The organism is Pantoea sp. SORGH_AS_0659, assembly GCF_031453915.1.
GTDB classification, from domain to species: domain Bacteria; phylum Pseudomonadota; class Gammaproteobacteria; order Enterobacterales; family Enterobacteriaceae; genus Pantoea; species Pantoea leporis.
In genome coordinates, this window is record NZ_JAVJAK010000003.1 from 63,646 (window position 1) to 81,539 (window position 17,894).

Below are 17,894 nucleotides of genomic sequence, written 5' to 3' on the forward strand. Positions count from 1 at the left end.
GAACCATGAGTTATCAATGGCTAACCCTGTGGCGCTACGCCGACACTTTTCTTGCCGCCGCGTGGCTCACCTTGCAAGTGACATTGCTGGCGTTTGCGCTGGCAGTGGCGCTCGGTTTGCTCTCGGCACTGGCGAAAGCGTCGCCGCTGGCCCCGCTGCGCTGGATCAGTCACTGCTACGTTGAGTTCATCCGCAACACGCCGGTGCTGCTGCAGATCTTCATCATCTTTTTTGGTCTGCCGTCGCTCGGCATCACCATGAGCGCCTTTACCGCTGGCGTGCTGGCGCTGGGGATTAACGTCGGTGCCTACCTGTCCGAAACCTTCCGCGCAGGCATTCAATCGGTGCCGAAAGGCCAGCTAGAAGCCGCATGGGTGCTGGGCATTCCCCGTCGTCAGGTGTTTCTCACCGTGGTGCTGCCGCAGGCGGCGCGCGCGGTGTGGCCCGCCATTATCAACAACCTGATTCAGCTGCTGCTCGGCACCTCTTTGCTGTCAGCGATTGCGCTGCCTGAACTGACCGGCACCGCCACAGTGATTAATGCGCGCACGCTGCTGTATATCCAGACATTTAGCGTCGTTGCCCTGGTCTATCTGGTGCTGAGCAACCTGTTCTCCTGGCTGGGAACGATGGCAGGACGGCGCATGTTCCACCCGCCGCTGGTGACCCCGGTAAAAAAGTCCGCCTGGTGGTGGGCAAGAAAATGGCTGACTAATCCAGTGAAACGTGAGAACGCGCTATGAACGAGTTAATCATTAGTTCGTTACCGATTCTGCTAAAAGGGCTCGGTATCACGCTGCTGCTGTCGGTGGCCGCGATCATTGGCAGCACGCTGCTGGGCTTGCTGGCGGCGGTGTTGCGCACCAGCCGCTTGCCCGTTCTGAAGCAGATTGCGGTGATCTACACCGAGCTGTTTCGCGGCACGCCGGTGCTGATCACGCTGATGTTCATCTACTTCGGCGTCGCCTATTTCGGCTATGACATCAACCTGTTTGCCGCCGGTATTCTTGGCCTGAGCATCTATCAGGGCGCGTATATCGCGGAAGTGTTCCGCGCCGGCATCGAAGCGGTGCCAAAAGGCCAGTGGGAAGTGTCATGGATTTTGGGCCTGTCGAAGCGTCAGACCTTTATGAGCGTGATCCTGCCGCAAACGCGCGGCATCGTGCTGCCGCCGCTGGCGGGTCAGTATCTTTCCCTGATCAAAGACACCTCGATCGTCAGCATGATCGGCATGTCCGAACTGATGCATCAGGGCCAGGCGATTGTCGATCGCATCGGTCAGCCGGTGGTGGTTTACGGTCTGGTCGCCCTGCTCTACTTCGCCGTCTGCTTCCCGCTTTCCCGTTGGGTTCAACATCATCAAACCAGGAGCCAAATCTCATGAGCAAATCCGCTATTACCTTAAGCCGGATAACCAAATCATTTGGCGCAACCCAGGTGCTGAAAGAGATCAGCCTGGATGTTTCACCGGGCGAAGTGCTGGTGCTGATTGGCGCATCCGGCTCTGGCAAAAGTACCGTGCTGCGCATCATGAGCGGGCTGGAAGTGGCCGACGGCGGTGAAGTGTGGGTCAACGACGTGCCGCTGCACCAACGCAAGCGCGCCAGCGAAATCTGCGGTCACGTTGGCATGGTGTTCCAGCAGTTCAACCTGTTCCCGCACAAAACCGCGCTCGGCAACGTCACGCTGGCGCTAATCAAAGCGCAAAAGCTGTCGGAAGCCGAAGCCAATAAACGCGGCATGGCGGCGCTGACGCGCGTCGGACTGGCCGAGCGCGCGCATCACTATCCGGCGCAGCTTTCCGGTGGTCAGCAGCAGCGCGTGGCGATTGCCCGTGCGCTGGCGGTAGAACCGAAAATTATGTTCTTCGATGAAGCTACCTCGGCGCTGGACCCAGAACTGGTAGGCGAAGTCATGGAAGTAATGCGCAGCCTGGCGCGTGAAGGCATGACGATGGTGGTGGTGACACACGAAATGGGCTTCGCGCGCAAAACCGCTGACCGCGTGGTGTTTATGGATCAGGGCGTGATTGCCGAACAAGGTTCGCCCGAGCAGATTTTCGTCAATCCACAAAACCCGCGCACGCAGCAGTTTTTATCGCGCGTACTTGAGCACTAACAGGAGGATCTATGTCGATTCGCTTTCCGCTGCAGGCGGATGGATTACTGGATGCGCAGCAAACCGCGCCACGTTTTAAATCGGTTGCCGGAGCCGGCGAGTCGCCGCTGGCTCTCGGCACGGCAGTGCTGAGCAGCGATCAGGTGTTTTCGCCGCTGATGATCATGAAACAGTCGGCGCTGGAGAACAATCTGCGCCAGCTGGCAGACTTCTGCCGCGAAAACGGCGTGATGCTGGCCGCGCACGGGAAAACCTCGATGTCGCCTGCCGTTCTGCGCCGCGCGATTAGCGCAGGCGGCGCGTGGGGTTTAGGTGCCGCCACGCCCGCGCAGGTGCGCGCGCTGCGTCAGTTCGGTATCCGCAATGTGTTTCTCGCCAACGAGTTGGTCGATCCGGCGGGTATTCGCTGGATTGCGCAATGGCAGCAGCAGCATCCCGATCATGGCTTCCTGTGCTACGTCGATTCGCTGCAAGGCGTGAAGCTGTTGGCGCAGAACCTCGGCGACAGCCAGATTTCGGTGCTGCTGGAGATGTCTGTCAGCGGCGGCCGCACCGGTTGTCGTTCTCAGCAAAATGCGCTGGCGATTGCCGAAGCGATCGCCGCCTGCCCGGCGCTCAAGCTGGTGGGCGTCGCCGGTTATGAAGGCGCGCTCGGTGCAGGCCGCGATGAACGCGGCATTCAGCGTGTGAAGGATTACTGCCAGATGATGATCGCTACCGCTGAATTGCTGGCGGAAAAGCAGCTGTTTGCCAGCGACCACATCATCCTCAGCGCCGGTGGCGGCGCCTGGTTTGATGTGGTGACAGCGTGCTTCACCGCGGCGAAACTGCCGCTGCCGATGACGCCGCTGATCCGGTCCGGCGCCTATATGGCGCACGACAGCGGACTCTATGCACGCATCGCGCCCTTTTCTCAGCCGGGCGCAACGCATCATTTTGCTGCCGCGCTGGAGATTTGGGGCCGCGTGTTGTCGCGTCCGGAGCCGGGCCTGGCATTCGTCGATTTTGGCCGCCGCGATGTCCCGTTCGATCAGGATCTGCCAAATCCGCTGTGGATCCGCAACGCCGATGGCAGCGCCCCACGCGCGGCGACGCATTTGCGTATCAGTGATGTGAACGATCAGCATGCTTATCTGTTATTGCCGGAGGATGAGCCGCTGCAGGTAGGCGATTGGGTCGGCTGCGGTATTTCGCATCCTTGTACCGCCTTTGATAAATGGCGCTATCTGCCGCTGGTGGATGATGATTATTGCGTCACAGATTCACTGGAAACAGCATTTTGATGGGTAATTAGTCGGTGTTCGTAGCGGGGCAATTTATTGCGCGATAAATCGCGCCGCTACTGAATGGTGCATCTGTTGTAGCGACGCAATTTATTACATCAACGCCAACCCAACTCCGGTGCAACGTGGGTCAAAATGCTCTCAATCACGTGCGCACAGTAATCCACGCCTAACTGATTCGGTATAGTCAGCAACAGCGTATCCGCTTCGGCAATCCCTTCGTCCTGCGCCAGCTGTTTGATTAACTGATCCGGCTCGGCGGCATAACTGCGACCAAAGATGGCGCGGGTTTTCTCGTCGAGGAAACCCACCGAATCCTGATCCTGTCCACTGCGACCAAAGTAGGCGCGGTCGGTGTCGTTGGTGAGCGCAAAAATGCTGCGGCTCACCGAAACACGCGGCGTACGCTGATGGCCCGCCGCTTCCCACGCCTGACGATAGGCACGAATCTGCTTCGCCTGCTGCACGTGGAACGGTTCGCCGGTTTCATCATCTTTCAGGGTGGAGCTTTGCAGGTTCATGCCCTGCTGCGCCGCCCAGATAGATGTCGCGTTGGAGCCAGAACCCCACCAGATACGCTCACGCAAACCGGCTGAGAACGGCTCAAGACGCAGCAAGCCCGGTGGATTGGGGAACATCGGCTGCGGATTCGGTTTAGCAAAACCTTCACCGCGCAGCACTTCCAGCAGTTCCTCGGTATGACGACGGCCCATATCGGCATCGCTTTCACCGTTTTGCGGATCAAAGCCAAAGTAGCGATAGCCTTCGATAACCTGCTCCGGCGAGCCACGGCTCAGGCCGAGCTGCAGACGACCGTTAGAAATCAGATCCGCCGCACCGGCATCTTCCGCCATATACAGCGGGTTTTCGTAGCGCATGTCGATCACGCCGGTACCAATTTCAATCTTTTTGGTGCGCGCACCGACCGCCGCCAACAGCGGGAACGGCGAGCTTAACTGACGCGCAAAGTGGTGCACGCGGAAGTAAGCGCCATCGGCACCCAACTCTTCGGCGGCGACTGCTAAATCAATCGATTGCAGCAGTACGTCCTGCGCAGAACGGGTGGCGGATTGTGATGATGGGGTCCAGTGACCAAAAGATAAGAAGCCAATCTTTTTCATGCTGAAATTCTCCTCGTGAGCCGTGCCGGCTCGAACGTTTCCAATGCAGCAAGGTTACGCCACAGACGAGGTGACTGATAGCCAATAGATTTCGCGCGCTTCATCAACTTTTTTGCATAACTAAGAAAAAGAGATTCTTTGTGTTCATCACGGTGATCAATCATCGTCAAAAGCCTAATCACTGTTTACAGGTTCGGCTTCACCATGAGTAAAGGGACATCCGCCTATCTCAGTGCGCAACAGCGTGACTTAGTGCATCAACTGGCGCGCAGCTGGCTGTGGCGCAGCGAATTGCCAACGTGGCTATTGATGGTGGCGGTGTACGGCGGTTGGTTCGCCAGCGTTGTCTATTGGCGAACGTTGGGGTTAACGCTGAGCACGCTGCTGCTGATCCTGTTTACCACCTGGTATATGTCGCTGCAGCACGAGTTGATTCACGGCCACCCGACGCGTTTTCCCCGTCTCAACCAGCTGTTCGGCACGCTGCCGCTGGCGGTGTGGTATCCGTATGGCTTATACCGCGACTCGCATCTGGCGCATCACCGCAACCACACGCTGACCGATCCCGATGAAGATCCGGAAACCTACTACCTTTCGCCTGAGCGCTGGGCGCAACTCAAGCCGTGGCAGCAGCAGGTGATTCATCTACGCAACACCTTTCCCGGACGTTTGCTGATCGGCCCGCTGCTGGATATGGCCGCCACCCTTAAAAAGCTGGTGCAGGCCTTTATTGATCGCGATAAACCGGCGATGGCGATGTGGATTATTCATCTCACCTTACTGAGCGGGCTGTTTTACTGGATGGCGCTGCATGGCTTCTCGCCGCTGTGGTTGGTGCTGACGGTGAGTTATCCGGCGCTGATGCTGACCAAAGTGCGATCCTTCTACGAGCATCGTGCCGACGAGGAGCCGCTGGCGCGCTCGGTCAATAACGAAGCCGCGTTGCCATGGCGTTTGCTGTTCCTCAATCTCAACTATCATTCTGTACATCACGATCTACCCGGTTTGCCGTGGTACGGATTACGCAAAGTCTATTTGCTGTATCGCGATGGTTATCACCAGCGTAACCACGGTTTTCGCGTCGCCGGTTATGGCGAATGGATAACCCGCTTCTGGCGCAAATCGGTCGAGGTTAATGCCCATCCGGGTACGCAAAAGGATGCACAGGATGCCCACTCTTTCGTTACCGATGTACGACATCAACCATCAGGCGACTATCGGCCTGACCTCAGCGCTAACGACGCTGCTGCAACAACGCGGCGTGCCAGCTGAAGTTAGCTGGCCGCAGGATTTACTGCCGCACTGGCGCGATGACCGGCTGCTGCTGAGCCAAACCTGTGGTTATCCGTTGGTGGAGCTGCTGCCCGATGTGCAGCTGGTTGGCACCTTCCTCTCCAGCGCCCAGGGCTGCGACGGCCAGCGCTATCGCAGCTGGCTGGTAGTGCGCAGCGCAGATGAGAACCTGACGCTAAGCGACTTTCGCGGACGGCGCGCGGTGTGCAACAGCAACGATTCCCACTCCGGTTTCAACTCGCTGCGCTACGTGATTGCGCCGCTGGCGCAGGACGGGAAATTCTTCAGCGCAACCCGCTTCAGCGGCAGCCATCGTCAGTCGCTGGCGGCGTTGCGCGCGGGCGAGGCGGATATCGCGGCGATTGATTGCATCACCTGGGCGCTGCTGCGCCGCAATTTCCCGCAGGAGCTGGCGGGGCTGGAGATCATCGGAGAAACACCGCTGTGCGCCGCGCTGCCGCTGATTACGTCAGCCAAAACCGATGCAGCAACCCTTGAGAAATTGCGCAGTGCGTTGAGCGAACTGACCAGCGATAAGCGTTATCAGGATCTGTTAGCGGAGAGTTTGATTAGTGGATTCAGCGTGAGCGATCGGGCGTTTTATGACGAAGTGCGGGAGTGGAAAGATCGCGCCGCCGCGCTGGGCGTGACGAGCCTGTGATATTCAACCCTGAGCAATAAATTGCGCCGCGACGAACATGTGCATCTATTCGCAGCGGCGCGATTCATCGCGCTGTTTTAATCTTCATGCCACCTGCTGGCTACTACGCTGCACGGCGAACTGGTTTTCCGGCTCGGCCAACCCGAGATTTTCGCGCAGCGTCTCGCCTTCATACTCTTTGCGATAAATACCCCGCGCCTGCAACAGCGGAATGACCTGCGCCACAAAATCATCAAACGCCGTTGGCGTACCGCCACGTACGATAAAACCGTCGGTTGCGCCCTGCAGGAACCAGTTTGCCAGCCCTTCGGCAACCTGCTCCGCCGTACCCAGGAAACTCGGGCGGGGCGTCGCTTCTTCCAGTGCCGCCTGGCGCAGCGTTAAGCCACGTTCGCGCGCGTTCTGTTTGATCTTGTCGGTGGTGCTGCGGAAGCTGTTGCTGCCCAGCTCGTCAATGTCCGGGAAAGCTTCATCCAGCGCGTACTGGCTGAAATCGTGATGCTCGAAGTAGCGGCCAAGATACTCCAGCGCTTTATCGATGGTCACCAGCTCGGCGGTTTGCTGATAGCGGCGCTCGGCATCCTGTTCCGTTTCGCCAATAATCACGCTGATGCCCTGGAACACACGGATATCATCGGCATCGCGCCCGCGTGCCACCAGCCGGCGGCGCACGTCTTCACGAAACTCGCGCGCCTGCTCCAGCGTTTCCTGGCGGGTATAAATGGCATCGGCGGCTTCGGCGGCAAAGGCTTTGCCCGCTTCCGACGCGCCCGCCTGGAACACAATCGGACGGCCCTGCGGCGAGCGACCGACATTGAGCGGTCCCTGCACCGAGAAGTAGTGTCCTTTATGATTTAGCGTATGCAGCTTGTCGGCGGCGAAGAATTCTCCGCTCTGTTTGTCGCGCACAAAGGCATCGCCTTCCCACGAATCCCACAGCCCTTTCACCACCTGCAAATATTCGCTGGCAACGCGGTAACGCTCGTCGTGTTCTGGATGGGTGCTGCGCGAGAAGTTTTTCGCCGAACCTTCCAGTGGCGACGTCACCACGTTCCAGCCGACGCGACCGCCGCTCAGATGATCGAGGCTGGCGAACTGGCGCGCCACGGTAAACGGCTCGCTGTAGGAGGTGGAAAGCGTAGCGACCAGACCGATTTTTTGGGTCACCAGCGACAGCGCCGACAGCAAGGTGATCGGCTCAAAACGGTTGAGGAAGTGCGGAATCGACTGCGGCGTGATGTACAAGCCATCGGCGACAAACAGGAAATCGATCTTCGCCTGCTCAGCTTTTCGCGCCAGATCCAGCACGTAATCGATGTTAATGCTGGCATCCGCCACCGCATCGGGATGACGCCATGCCGACATGTTGCCGGATACGCCCTGAATAATCGCGCCCAGCCGCAGCTGGCGTTGTGTCTGACTCATTCTGCTCTCCTTAATATGCGTTCGCGGGCTGCCAGTCAGGAATGACCGGCAGTGCCTGTAACAGTTTTTGCGTCCACGGATGCTGCGGCGCGGCGAACACCTGCTGCAGCGCCCCGCTCTCCACCACTTGCCCGTTCTGCATCACCAGCACGCGATCCGCCAGATGCTGGATCACGCCAAGATCGTGAGAGATAAACAGCAGTGCGGTGCCGTGTTCAGCCTGCATATCGGCCAGCAGATCCAGCACCTGCGCCTGTACCGAAACATCGAGCGCGCTGACCGGTTCATCGGCCACCAGCAGCGCCGGATTCGGTGCAAAAGCGCGCGCAATCGCCACGCGCTGGCGCTGACCGCCGGAAAGCTGTTGCGGATAACGCTGCAGGAAGCGGTCGCCGAGCTGTACTTCATCGAGCAGTTGACGCACCCGCTGACGCCGCGCATCACCGTAAATCCCGGCGCTGTCGAGGCTTTCGCCGATAATTTTCTCCACCGTGTAGCGCGGGTCGAATGAGCTGAACGGGTCCTGCGCGATCAGTTGCAGCCGCGCACGCCGGGCGCGGCGCGCTTTCTCCGGCAGACGATCCCAGCGCTCACCTTCCAGCAGGAGGGTACCGCTGTCCGGTTCGGTTAAGCCCATCACCACTTTCACCAGCGAGGTTTTGCCGGAGCCGGATTCGCCGACCACGCCAAGCGTCTCTCCGGCGTGCAGCGTGAAGTTGATGTCGTTGAGCACCAGGCGATCGCCATAGGCTTTATGCAGGCCGATGCCTTCCAGCAACGGTGCGCTGCTGGGTGTCGGGCGCGGCGGCAGCGGCGTCGGTTCAGCCGCGCTCAGGCGCAGACCGCGCGTGGCGGGCGTTGGCACCGCGCGCAGCAGGCGCTGCGTCCAGGCGTGTTGCGGACGATGGAGCAGCGGGCCGCTGTTGCCCTGCTCCACCACTTCGCCATCGCGCATCACCAGCACGCGATCCGCCAGTTCCGCCACCACCGCCAAATCGTGGCTGATCAGCAGCAGGCCGTGGCCGTCGCGGCGGCGCTGCGCCAGCAGTTGCAGAATCTGGCGCTGCACCGTCATATCCAGCGCGGTGGTCGGTTCATCGGCGATCAATAAGGTTGGCGTACCGGCCAGCGCGGTAGCAATTAACGCACGCTGGCGCTGGCCGCCCGAGAGCTGATGCGGATAGCGTTCGAGGCGGCTTTCGGCATCGTGAATGCCCGCCGCCTTCAGCAGTGCGAGGCTTTTGTCCTGCAAATTGTTGCGATGACCGGCGGCGCTAAGGGCATCACTCAGCTGCTGACCAATGCGGCGCAGCGGATCGAGCGACACCAACGCGTCCTGCAACACATAGCCAATGCGGCGACCGCGCAGCGCGCGCCAGTTGCCGCGGCTGGCGTGGCGCATATCGCGGCCGTCAATGGTGAAACGGTCGGCGGTTAATAGTGCGCCCTCCGGCAGCAGGCCAAGCAGGCTGCGCGCGGTCAGGGTTTTGCCGGAACCGGATTCCCCGACCAGCGCCACGGATTCGCCCGCCGCGACCTGCAGGTTGAGGTTTTTCACCACCTGCTGCGGCCCGAAACGAATCGAGAGATTCTGGATATCAATAAACGGCTGGCTCATGCGGATCGTCCTTCAAAACGTGCCTGCCAGTAACGACCCAGCGTATTCACCGCAATCACCGTCAGCGTGATAAACACGCCCGGCCACACGGCGATCCACCATGCGTTACGCAGATAATTGCGTCCTTCCGCCAGCATCAGGCCCCATTCGGCGGTCGGTGGCTGCGGCCCCATGCCGAGGAAACTCAGTCCGGCGGTACCGATAATCGCGGTGCCGAGCCCCAGCGTGGCCAGCGCCGGCACCTGCGCAATGGCGTGCGGCAAAATGTGGCGCGTGATCAGCGTGAAGCGTGACAGGCCAAAGGTACGCGCCTGCTCAACGTAGCCGGAGGTCATCACGCTGTAGGTTTGTGCCCGCACCACGCGGGCAAAACGCGGCACCGACGCAACGCCGAGCGCGATAATCAGGTTGTTGGTGCCGGGCCCGGTAAAGGCGATCAGCATCAGCGCCAGTAGCAGATCGGGAAAGGCGGAGATCACATCCACCGCACGGCTCAACAGCTCATCAACCACGCCACGCGCCAGCGCCGCCGCCAATCCCAGCAAGGTGCCAAACACCACCGCCAGCGCCATCGCAGCCACGCTGATCAGCAGCGAATAGCGGCTGCCGTAGATCACGCGCGTCAGCAGATCGCGCCCCAGCTGATCGGTGCCCAGCCAGTGCTGCGCCGACGGCGGCAGTTGCGCGTTAACCGGATCGGCCAGCAGCGGATCGCTGTGCGCTAGCCACTGCGGCGCGATCACCGCTAGTGCCAATACAATGAGAAACATAATCGCTGCCCACACCGCGGCGGGCAGCGCAACCGGAAGACGTTGAAGCACGGCAATCATGATTTGCTCTCCCCGCGCAGACGCGGATCAATCCACAGCGACAGGATGTCAACCAGGGTGCTCATCACCACGTAGATCAGCGCCGAGAGAATGGCTACCGCCAGCACCACCGGCAGATCCTGCGCCAGCACTGCATCGACGGTCAGTTTGCCAAGGCCGGGACGACCAAATACCTGTTCAGTAATCACCGCGCCGCTCAGCAATCCGCCTACCAGCCAGCCGGTTAACGTGACGGCAGGCAGCGCCGCATGACGCAGCGCGTGGCGCAGACGAATAGTGGTTTCCCCCATGCCCCATGCGCGCAGCGTCAGGGTGAATGGCGCATCCAGCGCGCGCTCCAGCTCGCGGCGCAGCAGCTGAGCGATCACCGCGCCCTGCGCCAGACCGAGCGCCAGCGCCGGTAGCACCAGCGACGACAGCGAGCGATCGCCCGCCACCGGGAACCAGCGCAGCGTAAAGCTGAAAATAAACAGCAGTACAATGCCCATCCAGAAAGAGGGCGTGGAGGCCAGCAGCAGCTCGACACCGTTAGCCACGCGGCGACCAATGCGACGATGCGCGGTGCCGACGGCAATCACCACCGCAAAAATGATGCTGACCAGCAACGCCGCCAGCGTCAGTTTGATGGTGGGCCACAGCTGCGTGGCCAGCAGATGGCTGACTTCAGTGTTGAGCATGTAAGAACGACCAAAATCGCCGTGCAGCACGCGCCACATATAGTGCAGATATTGCCACCACAGCGGTTCGTTCAGGCCCCATTCGGCGCGGATCGCCGCCTCAATGGCTGGCGTACGCAGCTGCTCACCGATCAGCAGGCTGACGATATCGCCCGGCGCCAGATGCACGCCGAGAAAGGCCAGCGAAACCGCCGCCCACAGCACCAGAACGCCGCCCAGCAGGCGGCTGACGATGCGGCGCGTCAGGTCGCTGCGCCACACCGATGGCCGACGCGCGCGTGGCGTGCGGGTGACAATGCTTTCCAGACTCATCTTCGCCTCCTGATTAGTGGTCGCTGAGCCAGATGTCGTACGCGTTCTCCGGCATCTGTTTAAAACTGCGGAAACCGGCACCGTGCACGTAGCTGGCGGTGGCGATCTGGTCTTCTGGTTCATACAGCGGGATCGCCAGCGCCTGCTGTAGCAGCGCGTATTGCTGCAGCTGGCTGTAGAATTTACGGCGCTGATTAATATCCAGCGTCGCTGCCGCCTGATCGAGCCAGCCGTTGATTTGCGGGCTGTTGACGCGGCTGTAGTTAATCGGCCCGCCAGCTTTTACCGGGCGATAGTGGTTTTCGATATCGATGCCGTCGGTTTCGGTATTCGAGTTAGCAATCGAGCCGAAGTGGCCGGTGTTGCGCACCTCGGTGTAGGTGCCAGAATCGACGTAGCGCAGTTTGATCTCCACGCCGAGACGCTGGCGCGCCTGCGCCTGAACCGCCTGCAGCAGCACATCGCGCTGATCGCGCACCGTTGCCTGCGCCTGAATCACTTCAATGCTCAGACGCTGGCCGTCTTTGGTGCGGAAACCGTCGCTGTCGCGCGTTTGCCAGCCCGCTTCATCCAGCAGCTGGTTGGCGACAGCGGGATTGTTACCATACTGACCTTCGAGATCGTTGTTGTAGAGCGGATCGACCGGCGAAGTAATCCCCCACGCGCGGGTGCGTTCGCCGCGATACACCGACTTCAGCAGCGGATCGATATCCAGCCCTTGTAGTAACGCCTGACGCACGTTCACATCCTGCGTCGGGCCGTATTCCACATTAAGGAACAGCGAATATGGCGTGCCGGTGTTCAGCGCGTGCTGATAAGTGAAATCGGGATTGTCTTTGAATTCACCGGCGTCATTGCCGGAAATCCCTTCAATCGCGTCCAGCTGCCCGGACAGCAGCGCGCCGGTACGCACCGAGGATTCCGGCAGGAAGCGATAGGTCACGCGTTCCAGATAGGCCGGGCCTTGATGCTTAGCGGTGGCGGGCGCCCAGTTGTAGTGCGGGTTGCGTACGAATGTCACCTGCTGGCCTTTTTCGTAGCTCTCGATAATAAACGGCCCGGTGCCCGCAATCTCTTTGCCACCGGCTTTCAGCTGCGGCGAGTTCCAGCTGGCCGGTGCCAGAATCTGCAATTTGGCGGCGAACGACAGGAACGGCGAATAGCCCTGCTTCAGCGTGATGGTGACGGTGTGATCGTCTGGCGTCGCCACGCTGGCAATTCTCGCGCCCAACGCGCAGATGCTGCTGCCGGCGCAATACTTTGCATCCTGCACATGGCGGAAATTCTCGGCCACTGCGTTGGCATCCAGCTTCTCGCCGTTGGAAAAGGTGACGTCGCGGCGCAGGCTAAAGCGATACACTTTGCCGTCCGGACTGACCTCATAACTTTCTGCCAGCCAGGGTACGAAACTGCCGTCGGTTCGACGCGCCAGCAGCGATTCCCACACGTTACGCAGCGTCACTTCCGCTTTGGATTGCCCATTTAGCTGCGGGTTAAACGGCACGGGTTCAGTTTCGACGCCGAAGGTTAAGCTGCCGCCGCTGCGCGGTTGCTCAGCGGCTAAAAGAGATGCGCTTCCCAGCAGGCAGGTCACACCCAGCGCGAGAGTGATTGAATTCGCTTTCATAAGATCCTTGGTGGTTGCAGGTGCTTTTTTAGTTATTCAGGCGATTTTGGCGATGGGTTGATCGGCTGGCGGGTTGAATTCCTTTTTCAGAAACACCAGCGCTTCGCCTAAGGGATTGGTGCGGTGATGGAACGGTTGATAACCGCGACGCAGATAGAGCTCGCTCAGCCATGGATGCTTGATGGCGGTGGCGAGATAGACGCCCGGCGCTTTCAGCGTCTCTTTCAGCAGGGTTTCTTCGGCGTAGGTGATGATGTCGCGGCCGTAGCCCTGCCCTTTGTAATCAGGGTCGACGGCGAACCAGTGGATAAACGGCAGCGACGAAGGCGCATGTTCATCCTGCTGCCACGGAAAACGCACCGTGACGGTCGCCACCGCGCGTTTCCATTTGCGCAGCACCAGCACGGTTTCCTGCTCGATGACGCGGCGCACCTGCTCGACGTTGCCCTGTGAAATGGTGAAATGCACATCCAGCGCCACCAGCGCAGCATAGGCGCGTTGCAACAGCGCAAATATTTCTTCCGCATCGTCGGGCTTGGCAACTTCAATTAGCTGACACATGGTGACCATTTCCTTATTCAATCCTGCCGAAAGTATTAAAATCCGGCGGATTAAAGTAAACCGAGAATAACGGCAATCGATTTGTTGAATATGGGAAATGGTATTTTATTGCGATGCAATAATGCCCACGGAAATAAAACTCTCGTAGGGTCGCCATTAATGGCGTAATGCTTGTCAGTCAAGCAAGAATTTTGCTTTGAACAGGTAGCAGGCTCTGACACATCTGCTGCGTCACGGGCCGTCCTCGCGCCGCTTACGCGGTACCTTCGGCTTCAACGTTGTGCCAAACGGACCGTTCGCGGATCGGCCGTCCTGGCCGGCCCCGAACTGCCTCACGCATCCCTGCGTGAGGCTCCTGGCCCAACGTAAAAGCCTCAGCGCTGCGGATAGCCCTTTTGCCGCAGCAGACGCGCCAGCGCCTTTAGCAAATGTGCCCTTTTCAAAAACACGCACAGAAGTTTAAGCAGGCCGGGGCCACTTTTGGGCAGGCAATCCGCAGCGCTGAACGCAGCGAGGAAGCCAGGAGAGCCCGCAGGACGCGGGCGAAAGGCGGAGCCGGGACAGGACGTCCCGTCTCCGCTGGTCCGTCAGGCAGACGAGCAAAGTGAAGGTACCGCGCTAGCGGCGCGAGGACCGCCGGACCAAAAGTGGTCCCGGTCTGCGCACTCGTCGTTGGCTTAACTGACAAGCATTACGCCATTTGTGGCGACCCTACGGTGACTGAACGGGCGATATTACGGTTTAGTTACCCACACATCGTAAACGCTTTCTGGCATCTGCTTATAGCTGCGGAAACCGTAGCCGTGCACGTAGCTGGCGGTGGCTAACTGATCTTCCGGTTCGTAGAGCGGCACTGCCAATGCCAGTTGCGGTAATGCGACCTGCTGCAGTTGGCTGTAGAAATCGCGGCGTTTCTTAAGATCCAGCGTGCTGGCGGCTTTATCCAGCAAGCCATTGATCTTCTCATCGTTGACGCGGCTATAGTTAATTGCGCCGCCCTGAGCGATCGGACGATAGTGGTTTTCGATATCCACGCCATCGGTTGGCGTGTTGGAGTTGGCGATGGTGCCGAACTTACCGCTTTTACGCACATCGGCATAAGTACCAGAATCAACGTAGTTCAGCTTGAGATCCACGCCAAGACGCTGACGCGCCTGCGCCTGAATCGCCTGCAGCAGCACATCGCGCTGGTCGCGCACCGTTGCCTGTGCCTGAATCAGCTCAATGCGCAGACGCTGGCCATCTTTGGTGCGGAAGCCTTCGCCATCGCGGTTTTTCCATCCTGCTTCATCCAGCAGGGTATTGGCCGCATCCGGATTGTTGCCGTATTTGCCCTCCAGCTCTTTGTTGTAAAGCGGATCGATGGGCGACGTGATGCCCCACGCGCGGGTGCGTTCGCCGCGATACACCGACTTCAGCAGCGGATCGATATCCAGACCTTGCAGCAACGCCTGGCGCACTTTCACATCCTGCGTCGGGCCATATTCCACGTTGAGGAACAGGGAAAAATGTAAAACGACAATAGTGGCAATCGATTTGTTGGATTTGGCAATTCACCAGTCAGCGAAAAAGCAGATTATCGTGACAGGCTCGCCGGTAGTGGAGGCACACCCGATAAACCGCGTAATCCGTACTCGACCATGGCCATATAAACCGCAAAATAATCCAGCGCCATGTGCATAAAGGAGAGATGCAAAATGAGCGTATTACTGGTTTTGTTCAGCGTCAGCAACCCGGCTGCTTCAGCGTCCTGCAGGCAGCGTTTGATGTGCGAACGCGAAACCCCACATTTCACTGACGTTTTCAGGTAGTTGTACTCAATAACAGTGGTTTTTTGTTGCAGACTCTCGATGTACAGATCCATCAACAGCATGTGCCCGGCATCCCTGAAAATGAAGGCTTTACTCTCTGGCACCATATCGAACAAGTAAACATGCTTGAGCGTGATTTCAGCGTATTTTTTGAAGTATTCGGCATGAAAGTTTTCCATTTTCAGGCAAGCCGAAACATCGAAATCGTCGTACAACATACCGTAAGGAATCATCATGGTATTAATTAAAGCCCGCGTTTCATCCAGCGCTTTACGGGTCACCGTGTAGGTTAACTTTCGTTTATCCTGCGCGTCCTTTTTAACTTCCATACGCCCACCTACCCGAATAAAGAGCAGAAAGGAATCAATAGTGTTGTCGCTAATCAGACCGCTTTTTTTACAAAAGTCTTTAACATCACGCAGCGTTGGGTTTGCTGAGGTGAAGGCGTACGCCATGATGGCCGAGCCAATAATAAAGCGATTAGCTTTGAAAATGACTTTAAAATAGAGCGGCTTAGTCAGATACAGTCTGAACAATAGTTTGTAATGCTTCTGCATAACTAATGAGATGTTGTCATTTGACTTAATCTCGGCTGCGCGTTGGTGAATTAATGCTGTGAGTTGCTGTTTGCTTTTCATATTGCTGTGTGGTGTGCCTGGTTATCAATTATAAAATTTTTTAAAAAATCACCCTCATGCTCCCGGATTTATTTAAATCCTGTTGAGAGGCGGTTGATGATGCTTTATGGAGGTATTATTTCTGAGGTTAATATTTTAAGATTAACATGGGTCTTTTTGCCCTTCTGGGCACGATCTTACCATCAATGGACTATTTTATGTAAAGCTTGATTTATTCTGAGCTGACATGCCCATTTCTAAGCCTGGAAATTGATCTTTGTTTTTACAATTATTTCATTAAGTTAGGTCGCGATATTTCCTCAAGTATTCCCTTTGTAGCACGGCTTAAAAAAATTAACCACAAAAATGGACAGTGACTTAACAAAGTCCCTATGAGAACTTTCTTAACGCACGGTTATTCCACTTGGTTAAGTGAGACTGGTTTATAGCTAAGCCGATTCATACAGGGAATATCCGACAGATTTTTGATGGAGTTTATAAGGATTTATCATGGACGACACACCGCATAAGACACTGCGTCACGGCCTTTCAATGGCTATTTTAAGCCATAATACTCTGGTGAAAAAACTCGCTTACCCACTGATTCTCATGGGTTTTATTTCCATGCCAGCGGCATGGGCGAATATGAGTGTCTATCCGATGGAAGTCACCCTAAATAATCAGGGTGCGGCACAGGTGCAGACATTATCGCAAAGCGGTGAAGCGCAGTTTATTCGCGTCAGCATCAAGCGAATTGAGCGCCCTGCAACACCGTTTGAAAAAGAAATATTGGTTGAAGATGCCGTTTCGCCATCGCTTATCGCCACCCCGGATAAATTCGCGCTGGCTTCCGGTTCACAACGCATTATTCGGCTGATTTCATTACAACCGCCAGAAAAAGAGACTGCCTGGCGCGTTTACTTCGAGGCCGTGGCTGCCCCGGATGAATTGAAAGATAAATCGCCGCAGAATAATAACATCAGCAACCAGGTCGGCATCAATTTAGTCTGGGGCGTGCTGGTACATATTCCGCCGCGTAATGCCAGATTATCGCTCACGCAATCAGCATCAGGCGAAGTCAAAAACGCTGGCACGGTTCGCGTAGTGATTCGTGAGGTCGCGGTTTGCTCAAAACAACATAGCAGCAGCAGCTGTCAGTGGAAAAAAGAACACGCCACGGTTTATCCGGATGAGACATTGCGTTTTAAAGCCTGGAGTTCGGCAGAATTAGCCGCTGCTCAGGAAGTCAGAATAAAACATGTTGATCTCAATACGCGGAATATCGCCGAGTACGTTATCGGACACTGATCAACACGTATTAAAGGAATAACAACCTGTTTGTTATAGAGCAGTTCATTACCCATGAGACGGTCATTTACGGCCAGTACAAGGATTTTCACGGAGCTACAAATGCAAAAATTAATCAAACCACTAGTCATCGCTGCTGCGTTAACGGCTGTATTTAATGCACAGGCGGTGCAGAAAGATATTACGGTGAATGCGAATGTTGATTCGACGGTGGATATGACGCAGGCGGACGGAACCGCATTACCCGGCACCATTAATATGCAATATATTCCGGGCCGTGGTTTATCTACCTATTCTCTGGACACCAAAATCTGGTCGAACTCGCAAACTGCCAATATCAACGTTGCGCTGGTGAGTGCCGCTCAGCTTAACAATACCGTTACCGGTACAGCGGTACCTTTGACCGTCACGCTGGGTGCGGATTTAAAACCGATCACCACCACGAACACGGCCCTGACTTACGCCTCGCTGTTCCCGGCGGGCACCGCAAACGGTTCGTCAGTATTGCCACTGAAAATTTCGCAGACCACGCCGGGCGTGCTGGCAACCGGCACCTATTCCGGCGTTGTGAGCCTGTTAATTACGCAGGCCACCACGCAGAGCTAATTTGTCGGCATTGACTGATCAATTAT

Annotated in this window: 16 protein-coding genes and 1 pseudogene; 8 read left to right on the forward strand and 9 right to left on the reverse strand. The window is 57.4% G+C overall.

Annotation, left to right across the window (positions count from 1 at the left end; genetic code table 11):
• Positions 1-5 precede the first annotated feature (5 nt).
• Genes Q3H59_RS21425 through Q3H59_RS21440 form a run of 4 tightly spaced genes read left to right on the forward strand, consistent with a single transcriptional unit; the run spans position 6 to position 3,401 of the window.
• Positions 6-743: an amino acid ABC transporter permease gene (locus tag Q3H59_RS21425; RefSeq protein WP_101761202.1), complete on the forward strand. Its 738-nt coding sequence runs from the start codon at positions 6-8 to the stop codon at positions 741-743.
• Complete coding sequence (locus Q3H59_RS21430; protein WP_154156654.1) at positions 740-1,384, forward strand: amino acid ABC transporter permease; 645 nt, start codon at positions 740-742, stop codon at positions 1,382-1,384. The genes Q3H59_RS21425 and Q3H59_RS21430 overlap by 4 nt, the downstream gene beginning before the upstream one ends.
• Positions 1,381-2,118, forward strand: a complete 738-nt coding sequence (locus tag Q3H59_RS21435; protein WP_008109157.1) for an amino acid ABC transporter ATP-binding protein — start codon at positions 1,381-1,383, stop codon at positions 2,116-2,118. The genes Q3H59_RS21430 and Q3H59_RS21435 overlap by 4 nt, the downstream gene beginning before the upstream one ends.
• An 11-nt stretch (positions 2,119-2,129) precedes the next feature.
• A complete protein-coding gene (locus Q3H59_RS21440) occupies positions 2,130-3,401 on the forward strand; it encodes an alanine racemase (protein ID WP_309837128.1) in 1,272 nt (423 codons plus the stop codon).
• Between the two features lie 98 nt (positions 3,402-3,499).
• On the opposite strand, the gene Q3H59_RS21445 is transcribed toward Q3H59_RS21440, so the two are convergent.
• Positions 3,500-4,522 (reverse strand): LLM class flavin-dependent oxidoreductase, encoded by a 1,023-nt coding sequence (locus tag Q3H59_RS21445; protein WP_008104762.1) that lies wholly within the window; start codon positions 4,520-4,522, stop codon positions 3,500-3,502.
• 204 nt (positions 4,523-4,726) lie between these two features.
• On the opposite strand from Q3H59_RS21445, the gene Q3H59_RS21450 reads away from it, so the two are divergent.
• Together Q3H59_RS21450 and Q3H59_RS21455 are read left to right on the forward strand one after the other, a co-directional pair.
• Complete coding sequence (locus Q3H59_RS21450) at positions 4,727-5,794, forward strand: fatty acid desaturase (RefSeq protein ID WP_309837131.1); 1,068 nt, start codon at positions 4,727-4,729, stop codon at positions 5,792-5,794.
• Positions 5,691-6,476, forward strand: coding sequence for a phosphate/phosphite/phosphonate ABC transporter substrate-binding protein (locus Q3H59_RS21455; protein WP_405042315.1), 786 nt, complete (start codon positions 5,691-5,693; stop codon positions 6,474-6,476). Before Q3H59_RS21450 ends, Q3H59_RS21455 begins: the two co-directional genes overlap by 104 nt.
• An 84-nt stretch (positions 6,477-6,560) precedes the next feature.
• On the opposite strand, the gene Q3H59_RS21460 is transcribed toward Q3H59_RS21455, so the two are convergent.
• The 8 genes and pseudogenes from Q3H59_RS21460 to Q3H59_RS21495 form a co-directional block, all read right to left on the reverse strand.
• Positions 6,561-7,901 (reverse strand): LLM class flavin-dependent oxidoreductase, encoded by a 1,341-nt coding sequence (locus Q3H59_RS21460; protein WP_309837135.1) that lies wholly within the window; start codon positions 7,899-7,901, stop codon positions 6,561-6,563.
• 10 nt (positions 7,902-7,911) lie between these two features.
• Entirely contained in the window at positions 7,912-9,519 is a 1,608-nt protein-coding gene (locus Q3H59_RS21465) for an ABC transporter ATP-binding protein (protein WP_309837137.1), read from the reverse strand.
• On the reverse strand, positions 9,516-10,349 hold the full coding sequence (locus tag Q3H59_RS21470; protein WP_309837139.1) for an ABC transporter permease: 834 nt from the start codon (positions 10,347-10,349) through the stop codon (positions 9,516-9,518). The genes Q3H59_RS21465 and Q3H59_RS21470 overlap by 4 nt, the downstream gene beginning before the upstream one ends.
• Positions 10,346-11,338, reverse strand: a complete 993-nt coding sequence (locus Q3H59_RS21475) for an ABC transporter permease (RefSeq protein WP_110867073.1) — start codon at positions 11,336-11,338, stop codon at positions 10,346-10,348. The genes Q3H59_RS21470 and Q3H59_RS21475 overlap by 4 nt, the downstream gene beginning before the upstream one ends.
• Positions 11,339-11,351: 13 nt before the next feature.
• Entirely contained in the window at positions 11,352-12,965 is a 1,614-nt protein-coding gene (locus Q3H59_RS21480; RefSeq protein WP_309837142.1) for an ABC transporter substrate-binding protein, read from the reverse strand.
• A gap of 36 nt (positions 12,966-13,001) precedes the next feature.
• On the reverse strand, positions 13,002-13,526 hold the full coding sequence (locus tag Q3H59_RS21485; RefSeq protein WP_309837144.1) for a GNAT family N-acetyltransferase: 525 nt from the start codon (positions 13,524-13,526) through the stop codon (positions 13,002-13,004).
• A 734-nt stretch (positions 13,527-14,260) separates the two neighbouring features.
• Positions 14,261-15,034: pseudogene (locus Q3H59_RS21490) on the reverse strand (ABC transporter substrate-binding protein); the annotation flags it as partial.
• Positions 15,035-15,102: 68 nt separating this feature from the next.
• A complete protein-coding gene (locus tag Q3H59_RS21495) occupies positions 15,103-15,975 on the reverse strand; it encodes a hypothetical protein (protein WP_309837145.1) in 873 nt (290 codons plus the stop codon).
• 489 nt (positions 15,976-16,464) lie between these two features.
• Here Q3H59_RS21495 and Q3H59_RS21500 point away from each other — a divergent pair, with 489 nt between their 5' ends.
• Positions 16,465-17,262 (forward strand): fimbrial protein, encoded by a 798-nt coding sequence (locus tag Q3H59_RS21500; protein WP_309837147.1) that lies wholly within the window; start codon positions 16,465-16,467, stop codon positions 17,260-17,262.
• Between the two features lie 102 nt (positions 17,263-17,364).
• Positions 17,365-17,868, forward strand: coding sequence for a CS1 type fimbrial major subunit (locus tag Q3H59_RS21505; RefSeq protein WP_101761189.1), 504 nt, complete (start codon positions 17,365-17,367; stop codon positions 17,866-17,868).
• Positions 17,869-17,894 lie beyond the last annotated feature (26 nt).

Coding starts and splice junctions, on each gene's coding strand:
- Q3H59_RS21425 (WP_101761202.1), top strand. CDS start 6: ATGAGTTATCAATGGCTAACCCTGTGGCGCTACGCCGACACTTTTCTT.
- Q3H59_RS21430 (WP_154156654.1), top strand. CDS start 740: ATGAACGAGTTAATCATTAGTTCGTTACCGATTCTGCTAAAAGGGCTC.
- Q3H59_RS21435 (WP_008109157.1), top strand. CDS start 1,381: ATGAGCAAATCCGCTATTACCTTAAGCCGGATAACCAAATCATTTGGC.
- Q3H59_RS21440 (WP_309837128.1), top strand. CDS start 2,130: ATGTCGATTCGCTTTCCGCTGCAGGCGGATGGATTACTGGATGCGCAG.
- Q3H59_RS21445 (WP_008104762.1), bottom strand. CDS start 4,522: ATGAAAAAGATTGGCTTCTTATCTTTTGGTCACTGGACCCCATCATCA.
- Q3H59_RS21450 (WP_309837131.1), top strand. CDS start 4,727: ATGAGTAAAGGGACATCCGCCTATCTCAGTGCGCAACAGCGTGACTTA.
- Q3H59_RS21455 (WP_405042315.1), top strand. CDS start 5,691: ATGCCCACTCTTTCGTTACCGATGTACGACATCAACCATCAGGCGACT.
- Q3H59_RS21460 (WP_309837135.1), bottom strand. CDS start 7,901: ATGAGTCAGACACAACGCCAGCTGCGGCTGGGCGCGATTATTCAGGGC.
- Q3H59_RS21465 (WP_309837137.1), bottom strand. CDS start 9,519: ATGAGCCAGCCGTTTATTGATATCCAGAATCTCTCGATTCGTTTCGGG.
- Q3H59_RS21470 (WP_309837139.1), bottom strand. CDS start 10,349: ATGATTGCCGTGCTTCAACGTCTTCCGGTTGCGCTGCCCGCCGCGGTG.
- Q3H59_RS21475 (WP_110867073.1), bottom strand. CDS start 11,338: ATGAGTCTGGAAAGCATTGTCACCCGCACGCCACGCGCGCGTCGGCCA.
- Q3H59_RS21480 (WP_309837142.1), bottom strand. CDS start 12,965: ATGAAAGCGAATTCAATCACTCTCGCGCTGGGTGTGACCTGCCTGCTG.
- Q3H59_RS21485 (WP_309837144.1), bottom strand. CDS start 13,526: ATGTGTCAGCTAATTGAAGTTGCCAAGCCCGACGATGCGGAAGAAATA.
- Q3H59_RS21495 (WP_309837145.1), bottom strand. CDS start 15,975: ATGAAAAGCAAACAGCAACTCACAGCATTAATTCACCAACGCGCAGCC.
- Q3H59_RS21500 (WP_309837147.1), top strand. CDS start 16,465: ATGGACGACACACCGCATAAGACACTGCGTCACGGCCTTTCAATGGCT.
- Q3H59_RS21505 (WP_101761189.1), top strand. CDS start 17,365: ATGCAAAAATTAATCAAACCACTAGTCATCGCTGCTGCGTTAACGGCT.